Raw genomic sequence first — 24,274 nt, 5'->3', positions numbered from 1 at the left:
ACAAGCAATCGAGGTCACCAGCATGTCGAACCTGCCTAATCCCTTCCTGCTCAAGAGCGCCACGGCGTTTCTCGCAATGAGTTTCATGCTCCTCACGGCATGCACGACCACCGGCACGCAAAGACAGGGTGATCCGGAATCTCAACGCCGCGAAATCGATGCAGGTGTGGACGCCACCCTGGCACGACTGCACAAAGCGGTACCGGAGTCGCGCACACTCACCGCCCGTGCGGAAGGGGTATTGGTGTTTCCCGCGGTACTGAGCGCCAGCTTCGTGGTCGGCGGACAGCACGGCAATGGCGCTCTGCGCGTCGGCGGCAAGACCATCGACTACTACACCACCACCGCAGGCTCGATCGGATTCCAGGCGGGTGCGCAATCGCGTGCCATCGTACTGATCTTCATGACGACCGATTCGCTGAACCAATTTCGTCAAAGCGAAGGTTGGACCATCGGTGCCGATGCGACCGTGGCCGTCGCGGAGATCGGCGCAACCGGCAGCATCGACACCAACACCATGAAACAGCCTGTCGTGGGTTTCGTGATGTCGAACGCCGGCATCATGGCGGGTGTTTCGCTGCAGGGTGCAAAAATCTACCGGAAGAAATTCTGAACGCAGCCGCCATGGCGCTCGGCGCGACGGCCTATCGGATCGACGTTTACTTGAAGGTAAGATTCATTCTTACCCACGCGCTGCGGCCTGGCTCGGCGATGCGTACCGGATCGGCGGGGTAGCCGAAGTCGGCGCTGCCAGCGAGATTCAGATGTTCGCGGTAATTCCGATCCAGCAGGTTATCGATACCCGCGGTGATCTGGACATGGCTGCTGAGATGATAGCCGCCGTTCAGCGAAACCACGACGAACCCTGCTGCCGGCCCCAGGTCGCGGCCGACGACATTACCTTGATCGATTGCAACGCGGCTCTGCCTGTCGACGGCACGCAGCAAGGCGCCGAAAGACCATTGCGCATTGTCGTAGGCCAACGATACCCGAGTCTCCAAAGGCGGCATCTGTGCAAGCGCGCCGTTCGCATCGCGGTTCTCTCCCCATGCATAGGCCAGGGTACCGCCAAGCGTCCAGTGATGTCGCAGGCGGTACTCCACGCCCGCCTCGCCCCCACGAGTGCGTGCATCGATCGAATCGACGCGGGATGTCGTTCCCATCATCCCACCGCGCATATAGCTGAACAGGATGTAGTCATCGATGCGGCCGGCATAGGCCGATGCCCATGCATCCAGGTGCTCGCCGCGATACTGGATGCCGAGATCCAGCTGGGTCGTCTTCTCGGGACCGATACCGGTGAATGCATTCATGGCTCCCGCCGGTCCCCTGTCGGCGGAGAACAGCTCCCAATAATCCGGCATGCGTTCGGCATGGCCGATACCGGCGAACCAAACCACGGGCATGTCGTTCAGATCCTGTTCGAAACGCAGAAATCCTCCCCGCAGGATCTCGCGACGAGTGACACCCGCGGTGGGATTGGGCATCGCCATCATTCCAGCGCCAATCTGCCGCTCGTCGGTCACTTCCGCCCGATCGCCGCGCGCGCCGGCAATCACGCGATTCTTCCCGGCGAACCTCCAGGTCAACTCGCCAAACGCACCCACGTTGGAGAATTCCGCGTCGGTCGTCCAGGGCAATGATGCGTACATGCCGCGGCCCGTCGCACTTCTGCGGCGATGCCGGCTCGCCTGCGCATCCAACCCTACGGTCCAGTCGAGATTCGCCAAACCCCATGTCGTCGCCACGCGGCCTCCGTACGTCCGCCGGTCCACATTCGAGGCTCTGGGCATCGGCATGGAACTCATGGGATTGGGATCGCGCAGGCTGTAATTGTCCATGACATGGTCGGCATCGTTGAGGAACGCACTGGCCGTCACCTCCGTCAGCAGGCCGCCGGGATTCCTGCGTTCGAAGCGCACTGCGTAGCTGTTGCGCTCGAACTGGGATCCATCCATGCTGCGTCCTGCATAACGCGCTTCGCCATCGCCACCGCCGATCGAAAACTCCAGCAGCGTATCTTCGCCGGGTGTCCAGCCGAAGGCGACGTCCGCATTCCATTTCTTCCAGCGTGACGGCACGACATTGCCATTGCCGTCCTCGTAGTCATCGGCCTGCGAATGGTTCGCCGTCAGCCGTGCATAACCGTAGCGCGCGCCCGCCGTCAGATCCAGCATCTGATCATTGCGATCGTATGAACCACTCAGAACGTTGGCGTGCGCACGCAGGCCGGCATGCTCGAACGGTTCGGGCGTACGCTCGAAGCGAACCGTACCAGCCGAAGCTCCCGGTCCCCAGAGTACCGTCTGAGGTCCCTTGACGACGCTCAACAGATCGTAAGTCTGCGGTGACACATAGGAAAGCGTGTTGTCCATGCGCCCCGGACACGCCCCCGGCATGCTGCCATCGTTCGTCAACAGGTTCAGGCGCGAACCGAACATGCCGCGCAGCACCGGATCGCCGTTGGTACCGCCGTTACGTACCGCGGTGAATCCTGCGATGGTTTTCAGATAATCGGCGCCATCGCTCGCAGGAACGGGCTGGCGGGGCAGCCGCGGATCGATCGTGAACGTCAACGCCGAATCAGGCGCGGCGGCCGTGACCACGATATGCCCCAAGGTCGCCATAGGCTGTTCTACTAGAGACTGTTCCGCAGGCGAGTGATCGTCTTGCGCCGCCGCAACATGCACGCCGGCAACCACCAGGGCGCCGACCACGGCGGATCTGAGATAAAGCATCTGGGCATTCCTGCTCGAAAGAGCCCCATTGTCGCGCCGCCGTACCGGAAATGGGATGCGACGGAATGTCGCAGGCCGAAGATCCCGGAGGCATCACGCACGGTGCCGGTGCGCGTCCGTGCACCTCACCCAGGAGTATCGTCGGGCTTGCGCTCAGGCCCGGGGCGCTTGGCAAGCTTTCGCTGCAGCGACCGGCGATGCATGCCAAGCAGGCGCGCAGCGGCAGATATGTTGCCGTCGGTTTCCTTGAGTGCCTGTTGCATGTGCTCCCATTCAAGGCGGCTCAACGGCGTCATCGTAACCTCGGGTTCCGGCTGCGGAGTCATTTCATCCGCCAGAGCCCGAAGAATCGCATCGACCGTCACCGGCTTCAGGAGATAGTCATCCGCACCGCGCTTCATCGCCTCGACCGCGGTGGCAACACTGGCGTAGCCGGTGACCAGCAGCACACGCATGTCCTGCCGAATGGCCTTCAGCGGCTCGATGAGGCCAAGTCCCGACTCCTGGCCCAGCCGCAGATCGACCAGTGCGAAGTCCGGCGGCTCCGCCTGTGCCGCAGCCAGCGCCTCCGCCTTGGTGGTCGCGGTGACAATCCTAAGTCCACACTTCCGCAATGAGCGTTGCAAGGTGCGCAGATACAACGGGTCATCGTCGATCAGAATACCGGTCTGCGGCATCCTGTCTCGGGGATTCGTCATGACCGAGCCAGCGGGAGCCGAAACGAGATCCGCACGCCACGTCCTTCCTCCGGCGCCTGCATGGAAAGCTCTCCGCCCAGGCGCTCCACCGTCGCATGGGAAAGCGCCAGTCCGATACCGAGCCCATCCGGTTTACTGGTGCGAAACAGCGTCGCGGGAAGCAGCGGCTGAGCCTGCTTGAATCCCACGCCATAGTCACGGACCTCGCCGCGCAGATCCGAGCCATCCGCATGCAGATCCAGGTCCACTCGTGGCACATTCGCCTGTTCGCCGGCGTCGGCCGCATTGTTCAACAACGCCTGCAGCAGGTGTCCGACCGCCGGATCCACCTTTTCATAGCCCGCAATCGTACCGGTACGATGCAGTTCGATCGTGGGACGTACGAGCTGCCAGCGCTCGATCACCCGCTCCAGGTCCACCCGCGCGGCATCACCGCGCCGGCTTTCGGATTCGGCTGGCGCCGCCAGTTCCCGCACCCGGTCACGACACACTTCCAGCAGCGCCTTCATGGTGGCGTAGTCTTCGCGCTGTTCATCGGATCCGCTTTCATGCAGCAGGTCATCCACCATCAGGGTAAGCGTGCCCAGCGGCGTATTCAACTCGTGCGCCACCGATGCCGCGTGGGTCGCCAGCGCCAGAATGCCCTCGTTGCGGGTAAACCGCTCGCGCAGGCTGGCAATTTCTCGTTCACTGTGACGCCACGCCGTCGCCATGCGCGTGAAAAAGAACAGCACGACGCCGGCGGATGCCACGAAATTCGCCAGCATGCCCAGCTTGTGCAGACTGAAGGCGTCTCCGAACGCGCCATGCACATGCGGCAGCTCAGGACCAAACCATGCGGAAATGCCGTATCCGATGCCGCCGGCGAAGGCAGTCGACCATATCCATCCGGCCGGCAACGCCAGAATGGACAACGCGATCGGCAGCAGGAACAACGACGAGAATGGATTCTCGATGCCGCCGCTCCAGAAGATCATCCATGTCAGGATCACGATATCGAACAATATGTGAACAAAAATCTCGGCGGGCTCGGGATCCCTTCCCTGTCGCACGCGCCGCATGGCATAAACGTTGAATGACGCCAGGCTGCCCGTCCCCGCCCACAAAGGCGTCGTGGCAAGAGTGATATGCATGGGTCCGGTCGTCAGCATGATCGCGGCCGCCTGGCCGATCACGGCCAGCCAGCGCAGATTGCAAAGCAGGCGCAGGAACGGTAACGATGCCCGGTTCAACATGCCATGTACTCCATCCATGACCATCGGTATCGGTAACGAGCCGTCACAGGCAGGGAAAGGCGGCACCCGGACAGGCGATGGAACGATGCACGCGCCGCCGATCGGTCGTTTGCCGCGAACGCTGCCGGGTGCCGCCGCCGCTGTCGATACCGTAGACTGCGTGCCATGATCCCTGTCGAATATTATCCGATCGTTCCCGATCGTTTCCCATGAGCTTCGATCTCATCATCGTTCTGTTGCTGCTCGCCGCCGCCGTGGCCATGTTCGCGCTCAACCGGCCGCGCATGGATGCCGTCGCACTGCTCATGATGACCGCGCTGCCCTTCACCGGCGTGATCACCATGAACGAAGCGCTGGCGGGATTCAGCGATCCGAACATCGTCCTCATCGCCGCCTTGTTCGTGGTCGGCGAGGGTCTGATGAGAACGGGTGTCACCCATCGGCTGGGCGACTGGCTCGTATCACGCTCGGCGCGCAGCGAGACGCGGCTCATCGTACTGATGATGATCGTCGTTGCCGGCATCGGCTCCGTCATGAGTTCGACCGCGGTCGTGGCAATCTTCATTCCGGTGGTGCTGCGCATCGCGCGCAGTACGAGCACCGCTCCCAGCCGGCTCATGATGCCGCTGAGTTTCGCCGGTCTCTTCAGTGGCATGATGACTCTCATCGCCACACCACCGAATCTGGTGGTCAACGGCGAACTCGTCCGTCGCGGATACGAAGGCTTTCATCTGTTCAGTATCACGCCCTTCGGCCTGCCGCTGCTGGCGATCGGCATTGCCTACATGCTTATAGCCCGCCGCTGGCTCACCACTCCGGTCTCGATCGAACGCCCCGGCCGGCCGAGACCTCATCTGTCTGAATGGATCGAGGAATATGGCCTGGCCGAACGGGAATATCGGCTGCGGATCACTTCACGATCTTCGCTGATCGGGAAGACCCTTCAGGATCTCGATCTTCGAGGTTCGTCCGGCATGAGCATCGTCGCCATCGAACGCAGCGGCCGTTTCGCGAATCGATTCATCCGGCCCGAAGCGTCCACGCAGTTGCAAGCCGGAGACGTGTTGTTTCTGGATCTGTTCGTCCCCAGCACCGATATCGATGAATTCCGCCGGCGCTTCGGCCTGGAAAAATTGCCGCTGTCAGGTACGTATTTCTCGGATCGGTCGCAGGAAATCGGCATGGCCGAGGTCATGATTCCATCCGGCTCGCCGCTCATCGGCAAAACCATCATCGAGGCCAGAATCCGCTCCCAATATGGCTTGACGGTCATCGGCCTGCGGCGCGGCAGCGAAGCGCGCGGTAAAAGCCTGCTCCATGACAAGCTGCAGCTCGGTGATACCTTGCTGCTGGTCGGCCGCTGGAAACAGATCCGCAGGCTGCAGATGGGCGGCAAGGAGGTGATCCTGCTCGACCTGCCGGCGGAAATCGATGACGCCATACCCGCCCCGACTCGCGCGCCCCATGCATTGCTGTCTCTCGCCGTCGTCATCGTCCTGATGGTCACCGGCGCCGTGCCCAACGTACAGGCTGCCTTGATCGGCTGTTTGATGCTGGGGATGTTTCGCTGCCTCGACCTCGACAGCGCCTATCGATCGATCCATTGGCAAAGCATCGTTTTGATCGTCGGCATGCTGCCTTTTTCACTGGCACTACAAAAGACGGGCGGCGTGGATCTGGCGGCCGACGCCTTGCTGGGGATGGCGGGTGATACCCATCCGCGAATCGTTCTGGCCGCGATCTTCATCATTACAGCGGCGCTGGGCCTGTTCGTCTCCAACACTGCGACCGCGGTCTTGATGGCGCCGGTTGCACTGGCCGTCGCCGAGGCAATGCAGGCTTCGCCTTATCCTTTCGCGATGATCGTCGGGCTGGCCGCATCATGTGCGTTCATGACGCCGGTCTCATCGCCCGTGAACACGCTCGTCGTCGGCCCCGGAAACTACGAATTCAGCGACTTCGTGAAAGTCGGCGTGCCCTTCGCCCTGATCGCGCTGGTGATCAGCGTGACGCTGATCCCCTGGTTGCTGCCCTTCTGAGGCAGCACGATGCCTCTATTTCCGAGATTGCTTGTTCCGCGATTGCTTGTTCTGGGACTGCTGGATGCCTGCTGCAGCATCCGGTGGCCGGTACAACCGGCATTTCTCCGGGCCGCTGCTTCTTCCTGCTCCGTTCCTGGTCTTTGATCTATTTCAGCATCACGCGCTGGCCATGTTCCGCCGCAGCCTCGATCGCCGCCAGTAGTTCATGCAGGCGTACCGCATCGTCGAAGCTCGGCGCGGTGCGCGATCCGCTGCGCAGGTCCGCTGCCATCCTGGCGTATACGCGGGCGACGTTGCCGGAAACGGCGTCGTTCGGCCAGTCCTCACGGTACGACCCAGGTACTTCCAGAGGGCACCAGGCTCGCCCGCCTTCCTGGATGCTTTCCAGGAAGAGTTGCGTCAATTGCGAATGCCCCTGGGCACCAGTCACGCGTATATCGCCTTTGGCGCCGTTGATCATCCAGATCAAACCTTCACCTCGAGGCATTCCGCCGCGATAGTGAATGGCCAGGGGTGCGCCGTTCTCCAGCCGACCGCCTATCACCGCCTGATCATGTGCCGTCATCGGCAGCATTTCCCCGGTATCGGCAGCGAATACCGCAGTGCGCCGGTTCGCCAGGATGGCCGATAGCTCGACGATGTCGCCAAGTACGTCGCGCAGTGCCGCCAAAGTGTGTCCCAGCGGAATCGTCAACATCGTCGCGCCATTGGCGCGATCGAGCAGATAAGCATACGTCGCCTTGTGCGGAATCGTGGCACCCCAGCCCTCTCCCCAGCCCAGGAGCGTGGTCGACAGCACCTCACCGATGAAATCCTCGTCGATGAGCCGGCGTAGATATTCGATTTCGGGTGCAACACGAGCCTGTGTTCCGATCACGCCCAGCACACCCTTGCGCGTCGCCAGCGTAGCCAGCTGCTGCGCCTCCGCCAGACCATTGCCCAGCGGCCACTCACAGTAAACATGCTTGCCGGCCGCGATCGCCGCCTTCACGATCTCGAAGTGATGCGGCACTTTCACCGTGACGGCGACGATGTCCACGTCGGGGCAGGCTACCAGTTCCGCCACATCGGCGAAGGCACGAGACAGACCACAGGCCGCAGCGGCCGCCTGTGCGCTGACCAGACTGGTATTGGCAACACCGACGATCTCGAAGTCGCTTGCCAGCGCGCGCAACGCCGGTACATGAGCGAGCGCTGCCCAACTCCTGCCCGGCTGCAACCCGACGATGCCGACACCGAAACGACCATTGCTCATTGCTCTGACTTCCAGGTTCGTTGATACACCAGACGGATGCGGCACGGAGTCGACGTTTGCGGATGATCGAGACGTTCATCCAGGACGTTGTCAAGTCTGGTCCATCGCTACTCGGATCGGCGCTTCCGCGTCGAAAAATGGGCGCGCTTGCCATCATGGAAGATGATCCTCGCCGGGTCAACGAAGTGGAGGACGCACACCGCTCGAGGTTATGTTCGAGGAGGAACTGGCCGGACTGGCGCGCATCGCCCGATTCATCGGCTCCCAGCGAGGACAGCAGGTGTCGTTGTTCGAATGGTGCTGCGCACACCCCCCAACGTCGTGCAGGGCAGTTGGCGCACCGCACTGCCCCAAATGCTGCAGGTACGCGCCTGACCAAACTCGGCATGCGGGAGCGGCGCGATCTGCTGTCGTTGTTTGCCAGCGCCGCCGTGAACGCCTGCGCTAAGACCCGATCTTGCATCGACCGAAGCCCGCACCGATCGGCCCCTGGTGTCAACGCCGCAGCGAAAATTCGATCGGCACCAGCACCCATTCATCGACGGGGCCGTCGGCATCGCGCGCCGGCACGAAGCGCCAATGAGTCACCGTGTCACGCGCTGACCGATCCAGGCGCGCAAAACCGCTGCTTTGTCCGATGAACACTTGCGCAGCCTCACCGTTTTTCCTGACCAGCACCCGCAGCACAACCGTGCCTTCCTCCCGTAGACGACGCGACACTGCCGGATAAGCCGGCGTAGGATTGCTCAAGTAGTCCGCGTCGAATCGCGGCAATGTCACCGGTGCCGGAGATGCGGCAAGCGGTGCGGCGCTCGGCACATTATTCGGCACGATGACGGGTACAGAGATGGCTTTCGACGGAACGGGCGTGTGTTCCACGAGTATCGGGGACGGCGGCTGTACATCGATTGTTTGTTCCGGCAGGGTAACCGCCGGTGGCGGTAATACCGGCTGCACGGGGCGCGATTCCAGAATCATCCGCGCCTGAATCGGCGCGGTCGGCGGCGTATTTTTTGTGTGGATCGAGCTGGTCAACAGCACCGCGGCACACAAGGCATGCATGCACAGGACGATCGACAGGGGTACGGCGCGTGAACCCAGGCGATCCCAGGCGTCACGGATTCCACGATGAACATGCTGCAATCGTGCCGAGGGAACGCGAAAGGCTCCGTCCTGCTCCGGCCGTGTATCGAAGGCCGGCAACTCCAGGCGCCCCATGGGTACACCCGCTCCGGCAGGTTCTAGTACCACATCGCCACCTGCCACCAGCGCAGTAGTGAATGGTCGGCGCATTCCCAAGCCAGGCAGGCCTAGAAATAGATATGCCTTTGAAAGGGCATTCAGGCTGCTGGACTTGTTCTGCATCGAAGATTCGTATCGAGGCGGCAGGTGTGTTACGGACCGGTATCGAAGGTATCGACACCACGCAAATTTAGTTAATGATAATAATTCTCACTAACTCTATCAAGTCGAAACTCATGATTCGAGCGGCTGGGCGCTGCCGAGGTTCAGCCGGGATCCGGATGCCCCTGGCGGAACAGACTCAGGGGAGTTCCACCAGTTCACGCCCGCCCGGCGCATGCTCCATCGGCAGCGTGCTGGTCTGCCGTTCGATCATCCGGCGCACACGCGGCGGCTCAGGACCGATATGCAGGGCACGTACTCGTTCGGGGACGATGGCATCGTCCCGGGTCAGACGTGTGTTGTGGCGTAGATAGTCCAGCCAGGTCGCCGTCTCGTAGCGTTCCACCCAGATCTGCCGATCACCCAGATCACGCAGCAGCCGCCAGTTTCGCGCTCCGTCGCGGCGCCGGATCCGGCGCCGCTCCGCCATCGCCGCCAGAAACTCCAGGATGTCTTCCTCACGGATAAGATACTCGATCGTAATCACCACCGGTCCGGTGCGCGACTCGACCGATACGACCGTATCGGGCTCTTGCCATTCGTGCAACGGCTCCAGATCGATATTCTCGGCCTGCGCCAGCGGACGCCAGCGGCCGAGCAGCGCACAAGTAAGCACGACACCGACCGCCAGCAGCAACGCGGTCCTGACGCTCCCGGCCGCCGCCACGACACCCCAGAGCCAACTGCCTGCCGCCAGGCCGCCGAATGCCGCCATCTGATACAAGGACAACGACCGCCCGACGACCCAGCGTGGCGTCGACATCTGCACCGTCACGTTGAACGTGGACAACGCCAACACCCAGCCCGCTCCGCCCAGCAGCATCGCCATGATCGTCGCCGTCAGAGAGTTGCTCAAGCCGGCAACCGCCGTCGCCACGGCGAAACCGACGCAGGACCAGCGCACGATGGCCTCGGTCGAGAGCACCTCACGCAGGCGTGCGCTGGCCATGGCTCCCAAGACGGCACCCACGCCGAAAGCACCCAGCAACAGGCCGTAAATGATTGGTCCGCCCGCCACCTGTTCCTTGGCAATAAGCGGCATCAGCGCCACGACCGCGCCGGCCCCGACGCAAAACACCGCGCTGCGCAACAGCACCACACGCAAGGCAGGCGACATTGCCACGTAGCGAGCCCCCGCTGCCATGGCGGCGCCCAATGTTTCGCGCGGCAGGATCCGAGGATCAGGCGGCGGCTGCCAGCGAAACAGCACCACGATGAGCGGCACATAGCTGATCGCGTTCAAACCGAACGCCATGGCAACCCCTGCTACGGCAACGATGGCTCCGCCCAGGGCCGGGCCCGCGCTGCGGGCGATGTTGTAGCCCATGCTGTTCAAGGCCACCGCTCCGGGTAGTTCCATGCGCGGGACCATGTCACCCACCGAGGCTTGCCAGGCCGGCGCATTGAACGCGGTGCCGCACCCGATCAGAAAGGTGAACATGAGCAACAGCCAGGGCGTGATCAGATCCAGCCAGGCGCAGACCGCCAGTACGATCGAAACCAGGAACATGAAGATCTGTGCGCCGAGCATGACGGTGCGCCGGTCGAGATTATCGGCCATCGCGCCTGCCACCAGCGACAACAGCATGATCGGCAAGGTCACGGACGCCTGGACCAGTGCCACCATATCCGCTGTCGCAGCGATCGAGGTCATCAACCAGGCGGCGCCCACGGACTGGATCAGGCCGCCCAAATTGGATGACATGCTCGCGATCCAGACTCTACGGAAGATACGGTAGCTCAGAGGCGACAAGGCCGAAGGCCGTTCCGCGGGGTTCATGAAGTCAAAGCTTGCCTGAGCCATCGAAAAAGATCCGTTTCACTAACATGCAAGGCGCCTGCCGGCGCCTTCAAAGCACCGGGGTCCGGGCTAATCGAAAAAACCGATGCTTGCTTTCATAGGCATAGGTTTTTTTCGATTTTTTTGCGACCATTGACCGCTCCACCTGATGCCAATGACACTGGGTCCAATAACACTGGATTGAATACTACGGGATGCCGACGGCGCATCCCGCCATCCACTGCTGGAGCACCTGATGAAAAACACGTCTCTGATCCGCATGGCGCTCGGAACTGCAGTAGCGCTGGGCGCCAGTATCGCGCTCGCCGCTCCGGCGCGCTACACGATCGATCCCGATCACACCTATCCGAGCTTCCAGGCGGATCATATGGGCGGACTGTCCAATTGGCGCGGTAAATTCAATCGCTCCTCGGGCTTCATCTTGCTCGACCGACAAACGGCAGGTGGAACTTTGGAAGTAACGGTCGATATCGGCAGCATCGACTTCGGCCACGACAAGCTAAACGAGCATGCCAAAAGCGGCGATATCTTCGATGTCGCCAGTTTTCCTACCGCGATCTACAAGGGTACGCTGAAAGACTTCAAGGATGGCGCTCCCACCCGGGTAGACGGCATCCTCACGCTCAAGGGCGTGTCGAAACCTCTGGAACTGACGATCAACAGCTTCCTGTGCAAGTCCAGCCCGATATCGGGCAGGGAAGTCTGCGGTGCCGATGCGTCGGCCAGCTTCGATCGCGACACCTTCGGGGTCGATTACGGCAAGGCCTATGGCTTCAAGATGGAGACCATCCTGCAGATCCAGGTCGAAGCGATTCGCGACGACGAAGCGAAGTAAGTTCGAAGCGGCGGCCCGCATGGAGGCGGTGCCGCTGCCGCAATCCGCCCGCCGGAGGATGACGGAGTTCTTACTCCCCTCCGGGCGGGCAGGCAGCCATTTCCAGCCGCGTGATCTTGCCCGGATCGGTCTGGAATATGCTGCTGTCGATACGCTGATCCGGCCCGGAAAGATCGACGTCCAGCCAGTAGACGGTACCGCCGCGCCTGCGATCCTCGATGCGTGGCTCCAGGCCCAGGGCGCGAATTTCCTCCACCCGCCGCCGTGCGCGCTGATAATCCGAAAACACCCCCAGCGACAGTGCGTTCGAGACGGCTGTGTCCGAGCCCGGCATGATGTAGACATCAGTCACGGCATTCGCCGTGAGGATTTCGAGTGCGCTCTCGGCCGCCTTCCGGTCGGAAAAACCCTGGATGCTCACCCAGTAACCCACCCACAGATCACCCTCCTCCAGTCGCTGCCGCGGATGAAAACCCGCGCTCCTCAGCGCAGCTTGTGCCTGGGATGCCTGGGGAAGATCCGCAAAGGGGCCGATGGTCGTACACGCCGGGGTATCGTGCCGGCCCAGCCTCTCCGGCGGCGAGGAGGACGGCCCGCCCGGCGGCTGCACGACCGGTGCCCGCACCGTCTCCGACACCTGCTGCTCCGATTCACCCCCGGCGGCATCACGAACCTCGGGCCGGATCTCAGACCGACCGTCGGCCTCGGAAATACCCGCTGCTGAATCGGCCATCGCCTCGCGCGCCAGTACGATCCGCGGCGGCGGCACGGCTCTCGTCCCCGGGCCACGCTCGAGGCCGCCGACAGGAACATCCAGTACCTGGGACCAGATGAAGTACAACGCATTGGCCAGGATCAGCAGCAGACAGAGTGTACGCATCGATTGGCCCAGCGCTTGGTTCAGAAGGATCGGCTCAAAGCCGCCTTCGTGCCTTGTTCGACCACGGTCGAAGCTCTGCCGTGGCACTTCCCGTCCGGCCGTCGGACAGCCTCGCCCGCATATTCAGCGGCGAGGCATCCAAGTCTAGCCGATCGACTCATTGCACCGGAATCCCGAACCCCGGCTGACGCTCGACGCCACCGGCTGCCTCGCTACCGCCCCGGTCATCGCCACCGCCGAGGAAATCTTTCAGGCTGCATCCGCCTTGGATGCCGGCGCCGAGGTACGGATCAGGTGGTCGAAGGCACTCAGCGCCGCTTTGGACCCCTCACCCATGGCAATGACGATCTGCTTGTACGGAGTCGTCGTCGCATCACCCGCGGCAAAGACGCCCGGCAAGGAGGTCTGGCCACGCGCATCGATCTCGATCTCGCCACGTTCGCTCAGTGCAAGCGTACCTTTGAGCCAGTCGGTGTTGGGCAGCAAGCCGATTTGTACGAATACGCCCTCCAACTCCAAGCGATGAATCTGATCCGAACCTCGATCACGGTAGGACAATCCGGAAACCTTTCCTTGGGCGCCGTGCACCTCCGTCGTTTGCGCCGACACGATCACACGCACGTTGGACAGGCTGCGCAGCTTGCGCTGCAGCACTTCATCGGCGCGCAACTGGCCGTCAAATTCGATCAAGGTCACCTGGGTGACGATTCCAGCCAGATCGATGGCTGCTTCCACGCCGGAGTTTCCGCCGCCGATCACCGCGACACGCTTGCCCTTGAACAGCGGGCCATCGCAGTGGGGACAGTAGGCCACGCCGCGGCCGCGATACTCCTGCTCGCCCGGCACGTTCATCGAGCGCCAACGCGCGCCGGTCGCAAGCACGACCGTGCGGCTGCGCAAGGCCGCTCCGTTTGCCAACGTTACCGTGATCAGGCCATCGTCTCCGGCGGGCGTGAGACCTTGGGCCGTCTGCAGATTCATCACATCCACATCGTAGCGCTTGACATGCTCCTCGAGCGCCATCGCCAGCTTCGGGCCTTCCGTATACGGCACCGAGATAAAATTTTCGATGGCCAGCGTATCGAGTACCTGACCGCCGAAACGTTCGGCCACCAGGCCCGTACGAATCCCCTTGCGCGCCGCGTACACGGCTGCTGCCGCACCGCCGGGACCGCCGCCGACGACCAGCACATCGAATGCTTCCTTGGCATCGATCCGCGCCGCCTGGCGTGCATCGGCATTCACATCCAGCTTGGCAAGAATCTCGTCGATCGTCATGCGACCCTGGCCGAACTTCCGCCCGTTTAGATAGATCATCGGCACGGCCATGATCTGGCGCGCCTCGACTTCCTGCTGGAATAACGCGCCGTCGATCATCACGCAGCGAACGCGTGGATTCAGCACTGCCATGAGATTCAATGCCTGTACGACGTCCGGACAATTCTGGCAGCTCAGGGAAATGAAGACTTCAAAATCGAGTTCTCCTTCGAGTGCCTTGATCTGTTCGATGACGCTTTCCTCGACCTTGGGCGGGTGTCCGCCCGCCTGCAACAGCGCCAGGATCAGCGAGGTGAATTCATGCCCCATCGGCATGCCTGCGAAGCACAACTTCATATCCGAGCCGGCACGCCGGACCGCGAACGACGGCTTGCGCTGTTCATCGTCGGTACGCTGCAATGTAATCATCGCCGACAAGGACGTGATTTCCTCCAGGAGCTGCAGCATTTCACGCGACTGATCGCTGTCATTCAGCGATGCCAGAAGCTCGATGGGCTGCGTGATACGCTCCAGGTAGGTTTTCAGCTGTTGTTTTAGATTCGCTTCGAGCATGAATGCTTCTCCTCCCGCACGGGTATCACATCGGCGGTAGGCGGTGTCGTGCGCCGAACTACCGCGCCATTGGAACAGTCGTCGATGGATGGAAGTCGGACTGGATGATTCAAACGGTTCAGCCGCGCGGCACGACCGCACCGGTCCGATCCGGCATACCGGCCGGCCGGCTCGATGGCCGCCGGCCGCTCACCCATGCCGCTCGACCCAGGCCCTGCCGGCCTGGATCCCGTCTGCTTAGATCTTGCCGACCAAGTCCAGCGAAGGCTCCAGTGTCTTTTCGCCGGGCTTCCACTTCGCCGGACAGACCTCGTTCGGATGCTCCGCCACATATTGGGCGGCCTGCACCTTGCGCAGCAGTTCGCGAGCATCGCGGCCGATACCCAGGTCATGAATCTCCGCGATCTTGATCTGACCTTCCGGATTGACCAGGAACGTCCCCCTCAATGCCACACCGGAGTCCTCGACCAGTACATCGAAATTCCGGCTGATCACGTGAGTAGGGTCGCCGAGCATCGGATACTGGATCTTCTTGATCGTCTCGGAAGTGTCATGCCATGCCTTGTGGGTGAAATGCGTATCGGTGGACACGCTGTACACTTCCACGCCCAGCTTCTTGAACTCCGGGTATAGATCCGCGACGTCGCCCAACTCCGTTGGGCAGACGAAGGTGAAATCGGCGGGATAAAAAAAGAAAATCGACCACTTGCCCTTCACGTCGGCGTCCGACACCGGCACGAACTGGCCGTTGTGATATGCAGTCGCCTTGAACGGCTTGATGGATGTATTGATTAAAGAACTCATTGGCGGATCTCCTTTGGGTTGCCGAGGCTGGGGGCCTGATAAAGCGCCGCTTCCGTGGAAGCATCACTTTGTGCTGTAAGAATACGAGCTTCCCGGCTCACCGGCCATTCGATTGTTCCTGTTACGACGATAGGCGATGCCTATCGTTATTTCCGGGTATCGGCCGCGCGGAAACGGTTTCAGACGGCCGGTGTGGGCCGGGCGGCCGGCGCTTCCCCGGCTTTCAAGGCACGGCTCACATCCTCACCGCTGGGCTGCTGGAACACCCGCAGGCCGAAACGAGGAAGAATCGCATACAGGTGGTCGAAAATGTCCGCCTGCACGGCTTCATGCACTACCCAGGCCGTACTGGCGGTGAAACAGTAGATCTCGAGCGGTAGCCCGGTCGGCCCCGGCTGTAACTGACGCACCAGCAACAGCATCTCGGCGTTGATGCCAGAATGCGCCTCCAGATAGGCCTGCACATAAGCACGGAATGTGCCGATATTCGTCACCCGGCGCGTATTGATGGGATCCTTGCCCTCGGCGAGCAGTTTGCTGTTGAACTCCTCGAGTTCCTGGTGTTTTCGATCCAAATAGGCATCGATCAGCGCGAAGCGTTGCAATTCCTCGCGTTCGCGCTCATCCAGGAAGCGTACCGAGGTCTGATCCAGATACAGTGAGCGCTTGATGCGCCGGCCACCGGACTCGAACATGCCCCGCCAATTCTTGAAGCTCTCGCTGATCAGACGCCAGGTGGGAATCGTGGTGATGGTGCGGTCCCAGTTCTGGACCTTGACCGTGTGCAACGAGATGTCGATGGCGTATCCGTCGGCATTGAGCTGCGGCATTTCGATCCAGTCGCCCACGCGCAGCATGTCGTGCGAGGCCAATTGCACACTGGCTACCAGGGACATGAGCGTGTCCTTGAACACCAGCAGCAAGACCGCCGTCATGGCTCCCAGTCCCGAAAGCAGCAGCAGCGGATCGCGGTCGAACAGCGTGGCGATGACCAGGATCGCCGTCACCAGGTAGATGATGATCTTGAGCAGTTGCAGGTAGCCCTTGATCGGACGCGCCTTGGCCCGTTCCTCGTCGCGCTGCGCGTACAACTCACCCACCGCATCCAGCAGTTTGCCCAGGGACAAGGCGATCGTCACGACGACGAACGCACCTGCGACGCCGCGTACGACGGACGCCACGGCAGCCGGCAGGTCGGCCACGATCCCGACGCCGTAATAGACCACCAGCGCCGGGACCACGTTTGCCAGGCGGGAAATCACCCCCTTGCCGAGCAAAGCGTCATCCCAGCGCGTGGGCGTCATGCGTACGGCCTGCCCGATCGTACGTACCAGCAGCAGACGGGTCAGCAGTCCCGCCAGCCACACGACGAGCACCAGCGCGGTCAGCTGCAGCATCGTCATCATCCAGGGATAGCCTTGTAGCGGGGCCAGCGCACTGCGAATCGAATCCATTCCTCTAGTTTAGCTTAACGACATTCTGAATTTATCGGCTTCGCCGGCTCATCCTGTACTGGCCCTGCTTAATGGCAGGCCAAACCAATCGGCATCACGAGCATCGTAGAAATTTCACCGGTGGTTTGGCCGGTGGTTTGAATTTTCCGGCCGGCTCGCGGGATATGTCTTTACTTACTCCGGCGTGGCCGCCGCATCGAGCCGAAACACGTGCGTGCTACCGCCGGTGAAATCACGCTCATCATCCCGAACCGCCAGCCGGACGGGAGCGGCGCCGGGCTCGCGGCAGCGTATCGTCAGGGTCTCGCGCGTCAGCCGCAGATCGATCGCATGCCCCCGGTAGCGGATGCGCATGTCGATCCTGTCGATTTCAGCGGGCAGCTGAGGATTGAAACGCAGCATGTTGCCGGTCACCTCGATTCCCGTGGCGACGCGTTGCACCAGATCGACCGTACCGGCCATCGCGCCCAGATGGATCCCCTCGGCGGTCGTGCCCTGCTGAATATCACTGACATCGCTCTGCAGCGCCTCCGCGAAGTATCTCATCGCCCGCGGCCGGTCCGAGCGCGCCAACACCCAGGCATGCACGACGCGCGACAAGGTGGAGCCGTGCGAGGAGCGCTGATCGTAGTAGGCTACATTGCGTCGTATCGACTCGCCGTCGAGGGAGTATCCGAAGCGCGACAACAACGCACCCAACTCCTCTCGGGAAAATAGATAAAACAGCATCAACACGTCGGGCTGCTTGGACAATTTATAGTTGTTGGCGCTGTCGTTCTCGGATTCCAGGATGAGATCCAGGCGCTGGATGTTGCCATAGCGCAGGCGATAGTGTTCCCAATCGAATTCGGCCAGCGTTTCATAACCTTCGAATTGGCTGATGATGCCGTCATGAAACGGTACGAACATCCTGCGACTGATATCCTCCCAGCGTCGCGTATCCTCGTCAGAAATACCCAGGCGCACCATCAATTCCGCACGACGGATCTCGGATAACCGCTGGATCACATCCAAGGCGCGCAGCATGACCCATGCGGCCATGATGTTGGTGTAGGCATTGTTGTTCAGGCCCGGAACCTGCGCGCCGGGATAGGCCTCATGAAACTCATCCGGCCCCATCACGCCATGAATCTCGTAACGCTGGCGGGTTGCATTAAAACAAGCCAGGCTGGACCAGAAGCGGGCGATCTCCAGGATCAGCTCGGCACCGTAGAATTGCAGGAACTCCGCGTCGTCGGTGACCTGGAAGTACTGCCAGACGTTCCAGGCGATCGCGCTGCCCACATGCCGCTGCAGATAGGAATTGTCCCGGACCCAGCGCTGCGAACGTGGATTAAGGTTGAGTTCCTGCGTTTCCTCCTGGCCATCGCTGCCGCTTTGCCAGGGAAACATGGCGCCCTGCAGCCCGGCCTGCGCCGCGGCTGCCCTCGCCTCGTCCAGGCGCCGGTAGCGATACATGAGCAGGGAGCGCGTCGTCTCGGGCGTACGCAGATTCAGGAAGGGAAAAATGAACAGTTCGTCCCAGAAAATATGTCCCTGATAGGCTTCTCCGGTCCAGCCTCTGGCCGGCACGCCCATGTCCAGGCCGATGCTGTTGTGCGAGGCGGCTTGCAACAGATGCGTGATGTTCAAGCGCAGCAGCATGGGAACATTCAACGCAAAGCGCTGGCCGGCCGGTTTCAAGTGAATATCGAACCGGCGCCACAAGTGCATCCAACTGCGTCGATGCTCTGCCGCCAGCGTCTCGAAGCGGCCTGCGCGAGTGATCGCCTTGGCTGCGGCCAGGCCACATTCTGAAATCGCATGATCCTTGGAACTGAACAGAGAAGCGATCTTCTCGGCCACCACTCGCTCTCCGGACTGAAGCTCGATCGAGAATTCCTGGCCGATGAATCCCGGCTCCTTGATCAACCGTCGCGGCTGCATCACGGCCTCGCCGTCACGGAATATCCGGGTGCGCGCCGCCTGGGCGACTTGGATGCGTGACTGGCGGGTGCACACCCGCAGCATGACGCCCTCGGTTCCCACGGCCGCGCCGTCCACCTGCTCGAGATGCTGATTATTGAACCGGCGATAAAGCTGCGCGCCGGTGTTGACGACCCGGCCGTCGATGGCTGAACGCAACGTGACCCGTCCGCTCCAGTTTTCAGCCGTCACGGACAATTCCAGCGCCGCCAGATGCATGTCCGCCATGGACACCAGTCGGCGCTCTGACAGGCAACTGCGCCGGCCCGCCGGATCCTCGAATCGAACCGTTCTCAACAACAGACCATGCTGAAGATCGAATTGCAGGCGATAAGACAGGAGTCGCACTGCCCGCAGGTCGAACCAGTCCTCATCCTCTATCCGTACCGCCAAGCTCAACCAGTTGGGTAGATTGACCAAATCCTCATTCTCGACCACGCGACCGGCAACCTCGGTGCGCAAGCGGTTATAGCCGCCGGCAAGATAGGTGCCCGGATAATGCGTACCATCCGCATGCGCCCAGCATGCCGCCCCGCGCGTCTCGAAATAACCATTGCCGAGTGCGCACAAGGATTCCCGTATACCTTCGCGTGCCGGGTCGAATTCCTCATAGATCAGCGACCAGGTGGACGGTGATTCCGACGCCAGCTGCACCTGGCCGAGCTGTGTCACCACGACGTCGGCGCCCGCCTCCCGCAGCGCCTTCGATTGTCCGACGCGGTCCACGCCGATGACCAGGCCGAATCCACCGGCACGCCCGGCGCGTACGCCGGCGATCGCATCTTCGACCACCACGGCGCGCGCCGGCTCCACGTGCAAGCGTCGCGCCGCCTCCAGAAATGCGTCCGGGGCCGGTTTACCTTTGAGCGGCAGGCGCGTGAGATCGTTGCCATCTACCCTGGCGTCGAACAGCCCCGCGATGCCGGCGGCCTCCAGTACCGCTGTGGCGTTGATGCTGGAGGTTACCACCGCGGTACGGACTTGTTGCGCGCGCAGCGATTCCACCAGATCCACCGCTGTCTCGAACACGGCCACACCATGCTCCTTGATGTGCTGCATGAAATAGCCGTCCTTGAGCTTTCCCAGGCCATGAATGGTCGGCGCTCCGGGCGGATCGGCGTCGCCTCCCGGCGGCAGATCGATGCCTCGGGAGGCCAGAAACGCCGCTACGCCTTCATATCGCGGCCTGCCATCGACGTGACGTCGGTAATCGGTCTGGATATCGAAAGGCACGAACGTATCGCCGCTCTGGATGGCACGTTGCTGAAGGAATGCGTCGAACAAGTTCTTCCATGCCGCGGCATGCACGCCCGCTGTACGGGTCAGCACCCCATCCATGTCGAACAGCACTGCATCGAAATCGCGCAGTGACAACGTTGCCAGAGGACCCGTGCCGCTCATGCTTTGCTCGCGTACATGTTCATGGACCTCCGGATGACCCTTCGGCACACAGCGAAGAAGTCACGAGGCGCACCGCATACGGCCGTGCACGAATCTTCAATGTCTGCCGATCGCCGCCACACAGTTCGCGACGCTCTCATGGCGATAGTCGCTCAGCGCTGCCAGGCGCTTGCGGCGGCGCCACTCCCAGGGCGCGATATACGCAGGCGCAGCCGCCGACGCGGACGACGCCTCTCGCTGCGGTGACTTCCATAAACCAAGTCCCGCGTTACGCGCCCGCGCCTCGTCGGTGCAATAATCGGGTGCAGAACGGCTCATGTAGCGCCGATAGGCCCATGCATGACCCTGCCGGATCATCTCCCGATTGATCTCCAGCACCTCCATATGCACCACCGCGATCAGTCGCTCATAACGATCCTGCTCTACCGGTTGCAACTCCACCGTCCGGCCCTGCACCAGAGCGATCAGCGCCTGTTTCGCTTCCGGGCCGCCAGGCTGATTCATTTCGGGAGCATCCATGGCATGTAGCCGCACGCGTATCGGACCGCTCTCGAGGCGAACCATCAGCGTATCTCCATCGATCACCCGCATTACGGTGCCGCGCAGAAACACCGCTTGCTGCGCGGCCACCCAAACCGGCGTCAGACAGACGGCCATGATCAGGCAGGCATTGATCACGCAGACCCTGAACAGCGCGTCCCATCGCAGAAAAGTTCCGTGTACGACTCCGTTCATGAAACCACCGCCGGCAGATGACCGCCGCAGAATACCGTATCCCGACCGGATCGAACTTGCCGACACGATGCCGGCCCGCACGGGCATTACCCTCCTTGTCCTTGACCCGGCGGGAGGCGGCCCGCAGGCCGCCTCCCGGACAATGATCCCAGGCACATTCCTACCATCGAATCAGTCGTCAAAGCGGCGCGACAGGATCTCCGCGGTACGCCGGTCGACGACCAGTTCGATCTTGCGGCCCTGCTCGTCATATCCCTCGATCTCCAGCACCTTGTCGCGCACCTCGATCTCCTTGATCTTCACTCCCTGCGCGGCCAGCCTGGCTTCTATCTCGCCCAGACTGAGCAATTCGCTCTGTACCGCGGCGTTGGACGCCGGCGGCGTCGGTGACTGCGCCTGGGCCAGTTCCAATCCGCCGGCTGCGCTCAGCACGGCAGACAACATGGCAACGCGGGAAATTCTGGCCATCGTCAACTTATTCATCATGACACTCCTACCTATGAATGGATGCGGAATCGACGCTGGAATCACCTGGTGAACCGACACTGGATGTCAACGTCGGAAATCTCCTTGGAGATCCGCTCAGGGCGATCGCCGCCCATGCCGCGCAACATAGCCGTTTGCGCCTGACGACAGGCTGTCACGGCACGTCAGCCGCCTGTCAGGTCGCGGCGTCCACAGTATCGAGTCATGAAAACGAACGCATCCACCCCCGGCCTCGCAGCCGCTCCAGGCCCGTCGCCGGAGGTCACGGGCAGAAAGCTGCGCAGTCCTGCGGCCTGTCTGCTGCTTTGCAGCATGCTGGCGCTGGCCCTCTCGACCGGCGGTACGAATTCCGCTGTGTTCGCCAAGGACAAGGAGCATGATGTCATCCACGATGCCCTGCGCCGCGGTGAAGTGCTGTCTCTGGCAAAGATCCTGACGATCGCCGAACGGCATGTGCCCGGCGAGGTCATCGAGGTCGAACTGGAAGACGGCAAACGCGCTGCGCTGATCTATGAAATCAAGATCCTCACGCCCACGGGGCGGATCCGCGAAATCGAGATCGACGCGCGTACCGGCAAGGTTCTGAAGATCGAGGACGATTGATTGCGCGCACTGGTTGTTGAAGACGATGCCGACGTTGCAGCGGATCTGGGCCAGGGATTGCAGAATGCCGGTTTCGTCGTCGATATCGCCCGCGAAGGCGAAGATGCCTGGTTCAAGGGCAATGTCGAGGACTATGACGTGGCGGTGCTGGACCTCGGCCTGCCGCGCATGGATGGCCTGTCCGTGCTCAAGCGCTGGCGCGATGCGCAGCGAACCTTTCCGGTACTGATACTCTCCGCCCGCAACGACTGGACCGAAAAAGTCGCCGGCATCGAAAGCGGCGCAGACGACTATCTCGGTAAACCCTTCGAAATGGCTGAACTCATCGCCCGCGTGCGTGCCCTCGTCCGGCGCGCTGCGGGTCACGCCTCGTCGGTCATCGAAATCGGCCGCCTCGCGCTGGACACCCGCCGCATGTCCGCCAGCTACGCCGGGCGGCCGATACGTCTATCGCAGCTCGAATTCCGCTTCCTCGACTATCTCGCACATCAGCGGGGGCGGGCTGTTTCCTCCGGTGAACTGGCCGAACATCTCTATGGAGCCGCCGAACCCGGCGACTCCAACGCGATCGAAGCGCTGGTCGTGCGCCTGCGGCGCAAGATCGGCCCGGAGGTCATCGAAACACGCCGGGGATTCGGCTATGTGCTCGCAGGCGGCAGCACGTGATCCCACGCTCGCTGCGCCTGCGGCTGTTGTTGGGTGCCGCGATCGCGTTCTTCCTGGCGCTGGCCGCCGCCTGGGTTGCCATGACGCTGCTGTTCGAACGTCACATCGAGCGGCGCATCGAGGCCGATTTGCAGCGTGAAGGATTGCAGCTCGCGGCGGGCATGAAAATCGCCGCGGACGGCACGCTGCAGCTCAGCCGCCAGCCTGCCGATGCGCGTTTCTTCGAACCGGCCAGCGGCCTGTACTGGCAGGTGACCGGCCCTCGCAGCACGCTGCGTTCGCGATCCCTCTGGGACCAGGAGCTTCCTGCTTCCGCCACCGCCGAGGGCGGTGCCTGGTCCACACGTATCGTCGAGGGTCCGTTCGAACCCCGCCTGCTGCTGGTCGAACGGCGCATACGCCCCGATCGTCACGGGGAAACCGTCCTACTGCAGCTTGGGCACGAGGAAAAAACTCTGCAGACGGCGCGCGCGGAGTTCGGCGCCGAACTCGCCGTGTTCCTGGCGTTGCTGTGGACCATTCTTGCCGCAGCATCCTGGGTCCAGGTGGAACTGGGCCTGCGGCCCTTGTTGAGCATACGCAGGGAAGTCGAGGCCCTGCAGCGCAATCCGCATGCCCGCCTGGACGCCTCATCGGTCCTGGAAATCGAGCCCTTGACACGCGCCATCAATGATCTGGCCGATGCGCGCGCGCACGACCTCGCGCGCGCACGGCGGCGTGCCGCCGATCTTGCCCACGGGTTGAAAACACCACTGGCGGCACTATCCGCACAAAGCCGCCGCGCCCGCGAGGCCGGCGCCGCCGAAGCGGCGGACGGACTGGACCGCGCCATCGCCGCCGCGACCGCCGCGGTCGAGAGCGAACTCGCCCGCAGCCGCGCTTCGGCAATCCAGGGCGCGCCGCCGCGCAACTGTCCCGCCCTGCCCGCCATCGAGGCCATCATCGGCGTGCTCGAGCGCACCGAGTTCGGCGCCAAGCTAATCTTCGAAACCGACGTATCCGAGGCGGCGCATGTTCCCGTCGCCGAGGAAGATTTCATGGAACTCATGGGTGCGCTGCTCGAAAATGCCGCTCGCTTCGCCCGCCGGCGTGTGCGCATCGCCGGCTGCTGCCACGACACGGCGCTCGAGGCGCTCATCATCGAGGATGACGGTCCGGGTATCGAATCCGAACATTTATCCAAGGTGCTGATGCGCGGCGGACGCCTGGACGAGGTCGGCGGCGGCCATGGTCTCGGACTTGCCATCGCTCATGACCTGGCCGAAGCGACCCGCGGTACGATGAGTCTGTCGCGCTCCGAACTCGGCGGTTTGAAGATCACGATCGTCTGGCCGCACGTTCAGGCAGACGCATAGATCCGCAGGCGGGCACGATTCGCCGGCGAAGACGCCATAACCCGAGCTGTCCGGCGAGGCTGTCCTCAACCACGTCGGACCGCCTGC

Annotated in this window: 19 protein-coding genes; 6 read left to right on the top strand and 13 right to left on the bottom strand. The window is 62.3% G+C overall.

Annotated features, from left to right (window positions below; genetic code table 11):
• Positions 1–22 precede the first annotated feature (22 nt).
• Positions 23–613, top strand: a complete 591-nt coding sequence (locus ACG33_RS02145) for a BPSL1445 family SYLF domain-containing lipoprotein (RefSeq protein ID WP_066918314.1) — start codon at positions 23–25, stop codon at positions 611–613.
• 46 nt (positions 614–659) lie between these two features.
• Here ACG33_RS02145 and ACG33_RS02140 read toward each other — a convergent pair whose 3' ends face one another.
• The 3 genes from ACG33_RS02140 to ACG33_RS02130 form a co-directional block, all read right to left on the bottom strand.
• The gene (locus tag ACG33_RS02140) at positions 660–2,738 is read right to left on the bottom strand and encodes a TonB-dependent copper receptor (RefSeq protein WP_066918312.1); all 2,079 of its coding nucleotides are present in this window, start codon (positions 2,736–2,738) and stop codon (positions 660–662) included.
• Between the two features lie 125 nt (positions 2,739–2,863).
• The gene (locus ACG33_RS02135; protein ID WP_066918311.1) at positions 2,864–3,436 is read right to left on the bottom strand and encodes a response regulator transcription factor; all 573 of its coding nucleotides are present in this window, start codon (positions 3,434–3,436) and stop codon (positions 2,864–2,866) included.
• Complete coding sequence (locus tag ACG33_RS02130; RefSeq protein WP_407696490.1) at positions 3,433–4,668, bottom strand: ATP-binding protein; 1,236 nt, start codon at positions 4,666–4,668, stop codon at positions 3,433–3,435. The genes ACG33_RS02135 and ACG33_RS02130 overlap by 4 nt, the downstream gene beginning before the upstream one ends.
• 212 nt (positions 4,669–4,880) lie before the next feature.
• Here ACG33_RS02130 and ACG33_RS02125 point away from each other — a divergent pair, with 212 nt between their 5' ends.
• Entirely contained in the window at positions 4,881–6,710 is a 1,830-nt protein-coding gene (locus tag ACG33_RS02125) for an SLC13 family permease (protein WP_066918309.1), read from the top strand.
• Between the two features lie 148 nt (positions 6,711–6,858).
• Here ACG33_RS02125 and ACG33_RS02120 read toward each other — a convergent pair whose 3' ends face one another.
• From ACG33_RS02120 to ACG33_RS02110, 3 genes are all read right to left on the bottom strand, one after another.
• A complete protein-coding gene (locus ACG33_RS02120) occupies positions 6,859–7,968 on the bottom strand; it encodes a Gfo/Idh/MocA family protein (RefSeq protein ID WP_066918307.1) in 1,110 nt (369 codons plus the stop codon).
• A gap of 495 nt (positions 7,969–8,463) precedes the next feature.
• On the bottom strand, positions 8,464–9,261 hold the full coding sequence (locus tag ACG33_RS02115; protein WP_210399140.1) for an energy transducer TonB: 798 nt from the start codon (positions 9,259–9,261) through the stop codon (positions 8,464–8,466).
• 250 nt (positions 9,262–9,511) lie between these two features.
• Positions 9,512–11,152: an MFS transporter gene (locus tag ACG33_RS02110; RefSeq protein WP_066922697.1), complete on the bottom strand. Its 1,641-nt coding sequence runs from the start codon at positions 11,150–11,152 to the stop codon at positions 9,512–9,514.
• Between the two features lie 256 nt (positions 11,153–11,408).
• On the opposite strand from ACG33_RS02110, the gene ACG33_RS02105 reads away from it, so the two are divergent.
• A complete protein-coding gene (locus tag ACG33_RS02105; protein ID WP_066918303.1) occupies positions 11,409–12,008 on the top strand; it encodes a YceI family protein in 600 nt (199 codons plus the stop codon).
• A gap of 70 nt (positions 12,009–12,078) precedes the next feature.
• Here ACG33_RS02105 and ACG33_RS02100 read toward each other — a convergent pair whose 3' ends face one another.
• The 7 genes from ACG33_RS02100 to ACG33_RS02065 form a co-directional block, all read right to left on the bottom strand.
• Positions 12,079–12,888 (bottom strand): SPOR domain-containing protein, encoded by an 810-nt coding sequence (locus tag ACG33_RS02100; protein ID WP_066918301.1) that lies wholly within the window; start codon positions 12,886–12,888, stop codon positions 12,079–12,081.
• Positions 12,889–13,137: 249 nt separating this feature from the next.
• A complete protein-coding gene (ahpF, locus tag ACG33_RS02095; RefSeq protein ID WP_066918299.1) occupies positions 13,138–14,718 on the bottom strand; it encodes an alkyl hydroperoxide reductase subunit F in 1,581 nt (526 codons plus the stop codon).
• A 237-nt stretch (positions 14,719–14,955) separates the two neighbouring features.
• A complete protein-coding gene (gene ahpC / locus ACG33_RS02085) occupies positions 14,956–15,522 on the bottom strand; it encodes an alkyl hydroperoxide reductase subunit C (RefSeq protein ID WP_066918295.1) in 567 nt (188 codons plus the stop codon).
• A 179-nt stretch (positions 15,523–15,701) separates the two neighbouring features.
• The gene (locus ACG33_RS02080; RefSeq protein ID WP_066918293.1) at positions 15,702–16,976 is read right to left on the bottom strand and encodes a mechanosensitive ion channel family protein; all 1,275 of its coding nucleotides are present in this window, start codon (positions 16,974–16,976) and stop codon (positions 15,702–15,704) included.
• A gap of 174 nt (positions 16,977–17,150) precedes the next feature.
• Positions 17,151–20,342, bottom strand: coding sequence for a beta-phosphoglucomutase family hydrolase (locus ACG33_RS02075; protein ID WP_083537129.1), 3,192 nt, complete (start codon positions 20,340–20,342; stop codon positions 17,151–17,153).
• Between the two features lie 96 nt (positions 20,343–20,438).
• A complete protein-coding gene (locus ACG33_RS02070; protein WP_066918291.1) occupies positions 20,439–21,077 on the bottom strand; it encodes a thermonuclease family protein in 639 nt (212 codons plus the stop codon).
• A gap of 171 nt (positions 21,078–21,248) precedes the next feature.
• On the bottom strand, positions 21,249–21,563 hold the full coding sequence (locus ACG33_RS02065) for a PepSY domain-containing protein (RefSeq protein WP_066918289.1): 315 nt from the start codon (positions 21,561–21,563) through the stop codon (positions 21,249–21,251).
• 204 nt (positions 21,564–21,767) lie between these two features.
• Between ACG33_RS02065 and ACG33_RS02060 the strand changes: the two genes are divergently transcribed.
• Genes ACG33_RS02060 through ACG33_RS02050 form a run of 3 tightly spaced genes read left to right on the top strand, consistent with a single transcriptional unit; the run spans position 21,768 to position 24,187 of the window.
• Positions 21,768–22,166 (top strand): PepSY domain-containing protein, encoded by a 399-nt coding sequence (locus tag ACG33_RS02060; protein ID WP_083536364.1) that lies wholly within the window; start codon positions 21,768–21,770, stop codon positions 22,164–22,166.
• Complete coding sequence (locus ACG33_RS02055) at positions 22,167–22,832, top strand: response regulator transcription factor (RefSeq protein ID WP_066918287.1); 666 nt, start codon at positions 22,167–22,169, stop codon at positions 22,830–22,832.
• Complete coding sequence (locus ACG33_RS02050; RefSeq protein WP_168159997.1) at positions 22,829–24,187, top strand: ATP-binding protein; 1,359 nt, start codon at positions 22,829–22,831, stop codon at positions 24,185–24,187. Before ACG33_RS02055 ends, ACG33_RS02050 begins: the two co-directional genes overlap by 4 nt.
• Positions 24,188–24,274: the final 87 nt, after the last annotated feature.

The sequence above is a fragment of the Steroidobacter denitrificans genome, from assembly GCF_001579945.1.
GTDB lineage: Bacteria > Pseudomonadota > Gammaproteobacteria > Steroidobacterales > Steroidobacteraceae > Steroidobacter > Steroidobacter denitrificans.
The sequence above is the reverse complement of the archived record's forward strand: the minus strand, read 5'-3'. Positions and strand labels throughout refer to the sequence as shown.

Excerpts from the sequence above, each read along its gene's own strand:
- ACG33_RS02145 (WP_066918314.1), top strand. The coding sequence starts at position 23 with ATGTCGAACCTGCCTAATCCCTTCCTGCTCAAGAGCGCCACGGCGTTT.
- ACG33_RS02140 (WP_066918312.1), bottom strand. The coding sequence starts at position 2,738 with ATGCTTTATCTCAGATCCGCCGTGGTCGGCGCCCTGGTGGTTGCCGGC.
- ACG33_RS02135 (WP_066918311.1), bottom strand. The coding sequence starts at position 3,436 with ATGACGAATCCCCGAGACAGGATGCCGCAGACCGGTATTCTGATCGAC.
- ACG33_RS02125 (WP_066918309.1), top strand. The coding sequence starts at position 4,881 with ATGAGCTTCGATCTCATCATCGTTCTGTTGCTGCTCGCCGCCGCCGTG.
- ACG33_RS02120 (WP_066918307.1), bottom strand. The coding sequence starts at position 7,968 with ATGAGCAATGGTCGTTTCGGTGTCGGCATCGTCGGGTTGCAGCCGGGC.
- ACG33_RS02115 (WP_210399140.1), bottom strand. The coding sequence starts at position 9,261 with ATGCGCCGACCATTCACTACTGCGCTGGTGGCAGGTGGCGATGTGGTA.
- ACG33_RS02110 (WP_066922697.1), bottom strand. The coding sequence starts at position 11,152 with ATGAACCCCGCGGAACGGCCTTCGGCCTTGTCGCCTCTGAGCTACCGT.
- ACG33_RS02105 (WP_066918303.1), top strand. The coding sequence starts at position 11,409 with ATGAAAAACACGTCTCTGATCCGCATGGCGCTCGGAACTGCAGTAGCG.
- ACG33_RS02100 (WP_066918301.1), bottom strand. The coding sequence starts at position 12,888 with ATGCGTACACTCTGTCTGCTGCTGATCCTGGCCAATGCGTTGTACTTC.
- ahpF (WP_066918299.1), bottom strand. The coding sequence starts at position 14,718 with ATGCTCGAAGCGAATCTAAAACAACAGCTGAAAACCTACCTGGAGCGT.
- ahpC (WP_066918295.1), bottom strand. The coding sequence starts at position 15,522 with ATGAGTTCTTTAATCAATACATCCATCAAGCCGTTCAAGGCGACTGCA.
- ACG33_RS02080 (WP_066918293.1), bottom strand. The coding sequence starts at position 16,976 with ATGGATTCGATTCGCAGTGCGCTGGCCCCGCTACAAGGCTATCCCTGG.
- ACG33_RS02075 (WP_083537129.1), bottom strand. The coding sequence starts at position 20,342 with ATGAGCGGCACGGGTCCTCTGGCAACGTTGTCACTGCGCGATTTCGAT.
- ACG33_RS02070 (WP_066918291.1), bottom strand. The coding sequence starts at position 21,077 with ATGAACGGAGTCGTACACGGAACTTTTCTGCGATGGGACGCGCTGTTC.
- ACG33_RS02065 (WP_066918289.1), bottom strand. The coding sequence starts at position 21,563 with ATGATGAATAAGTTGACGATGGCCAGAATTTCCCGCGTTGCCATGTTG.
- ACG33_RS02060 (WP_083536364.1), top strand. The coding sequence starts at position 21,768 with ATGAAAACGAACGCATCCACCCCCGGCCTCGCAGCCGCTCCAGGCCCG.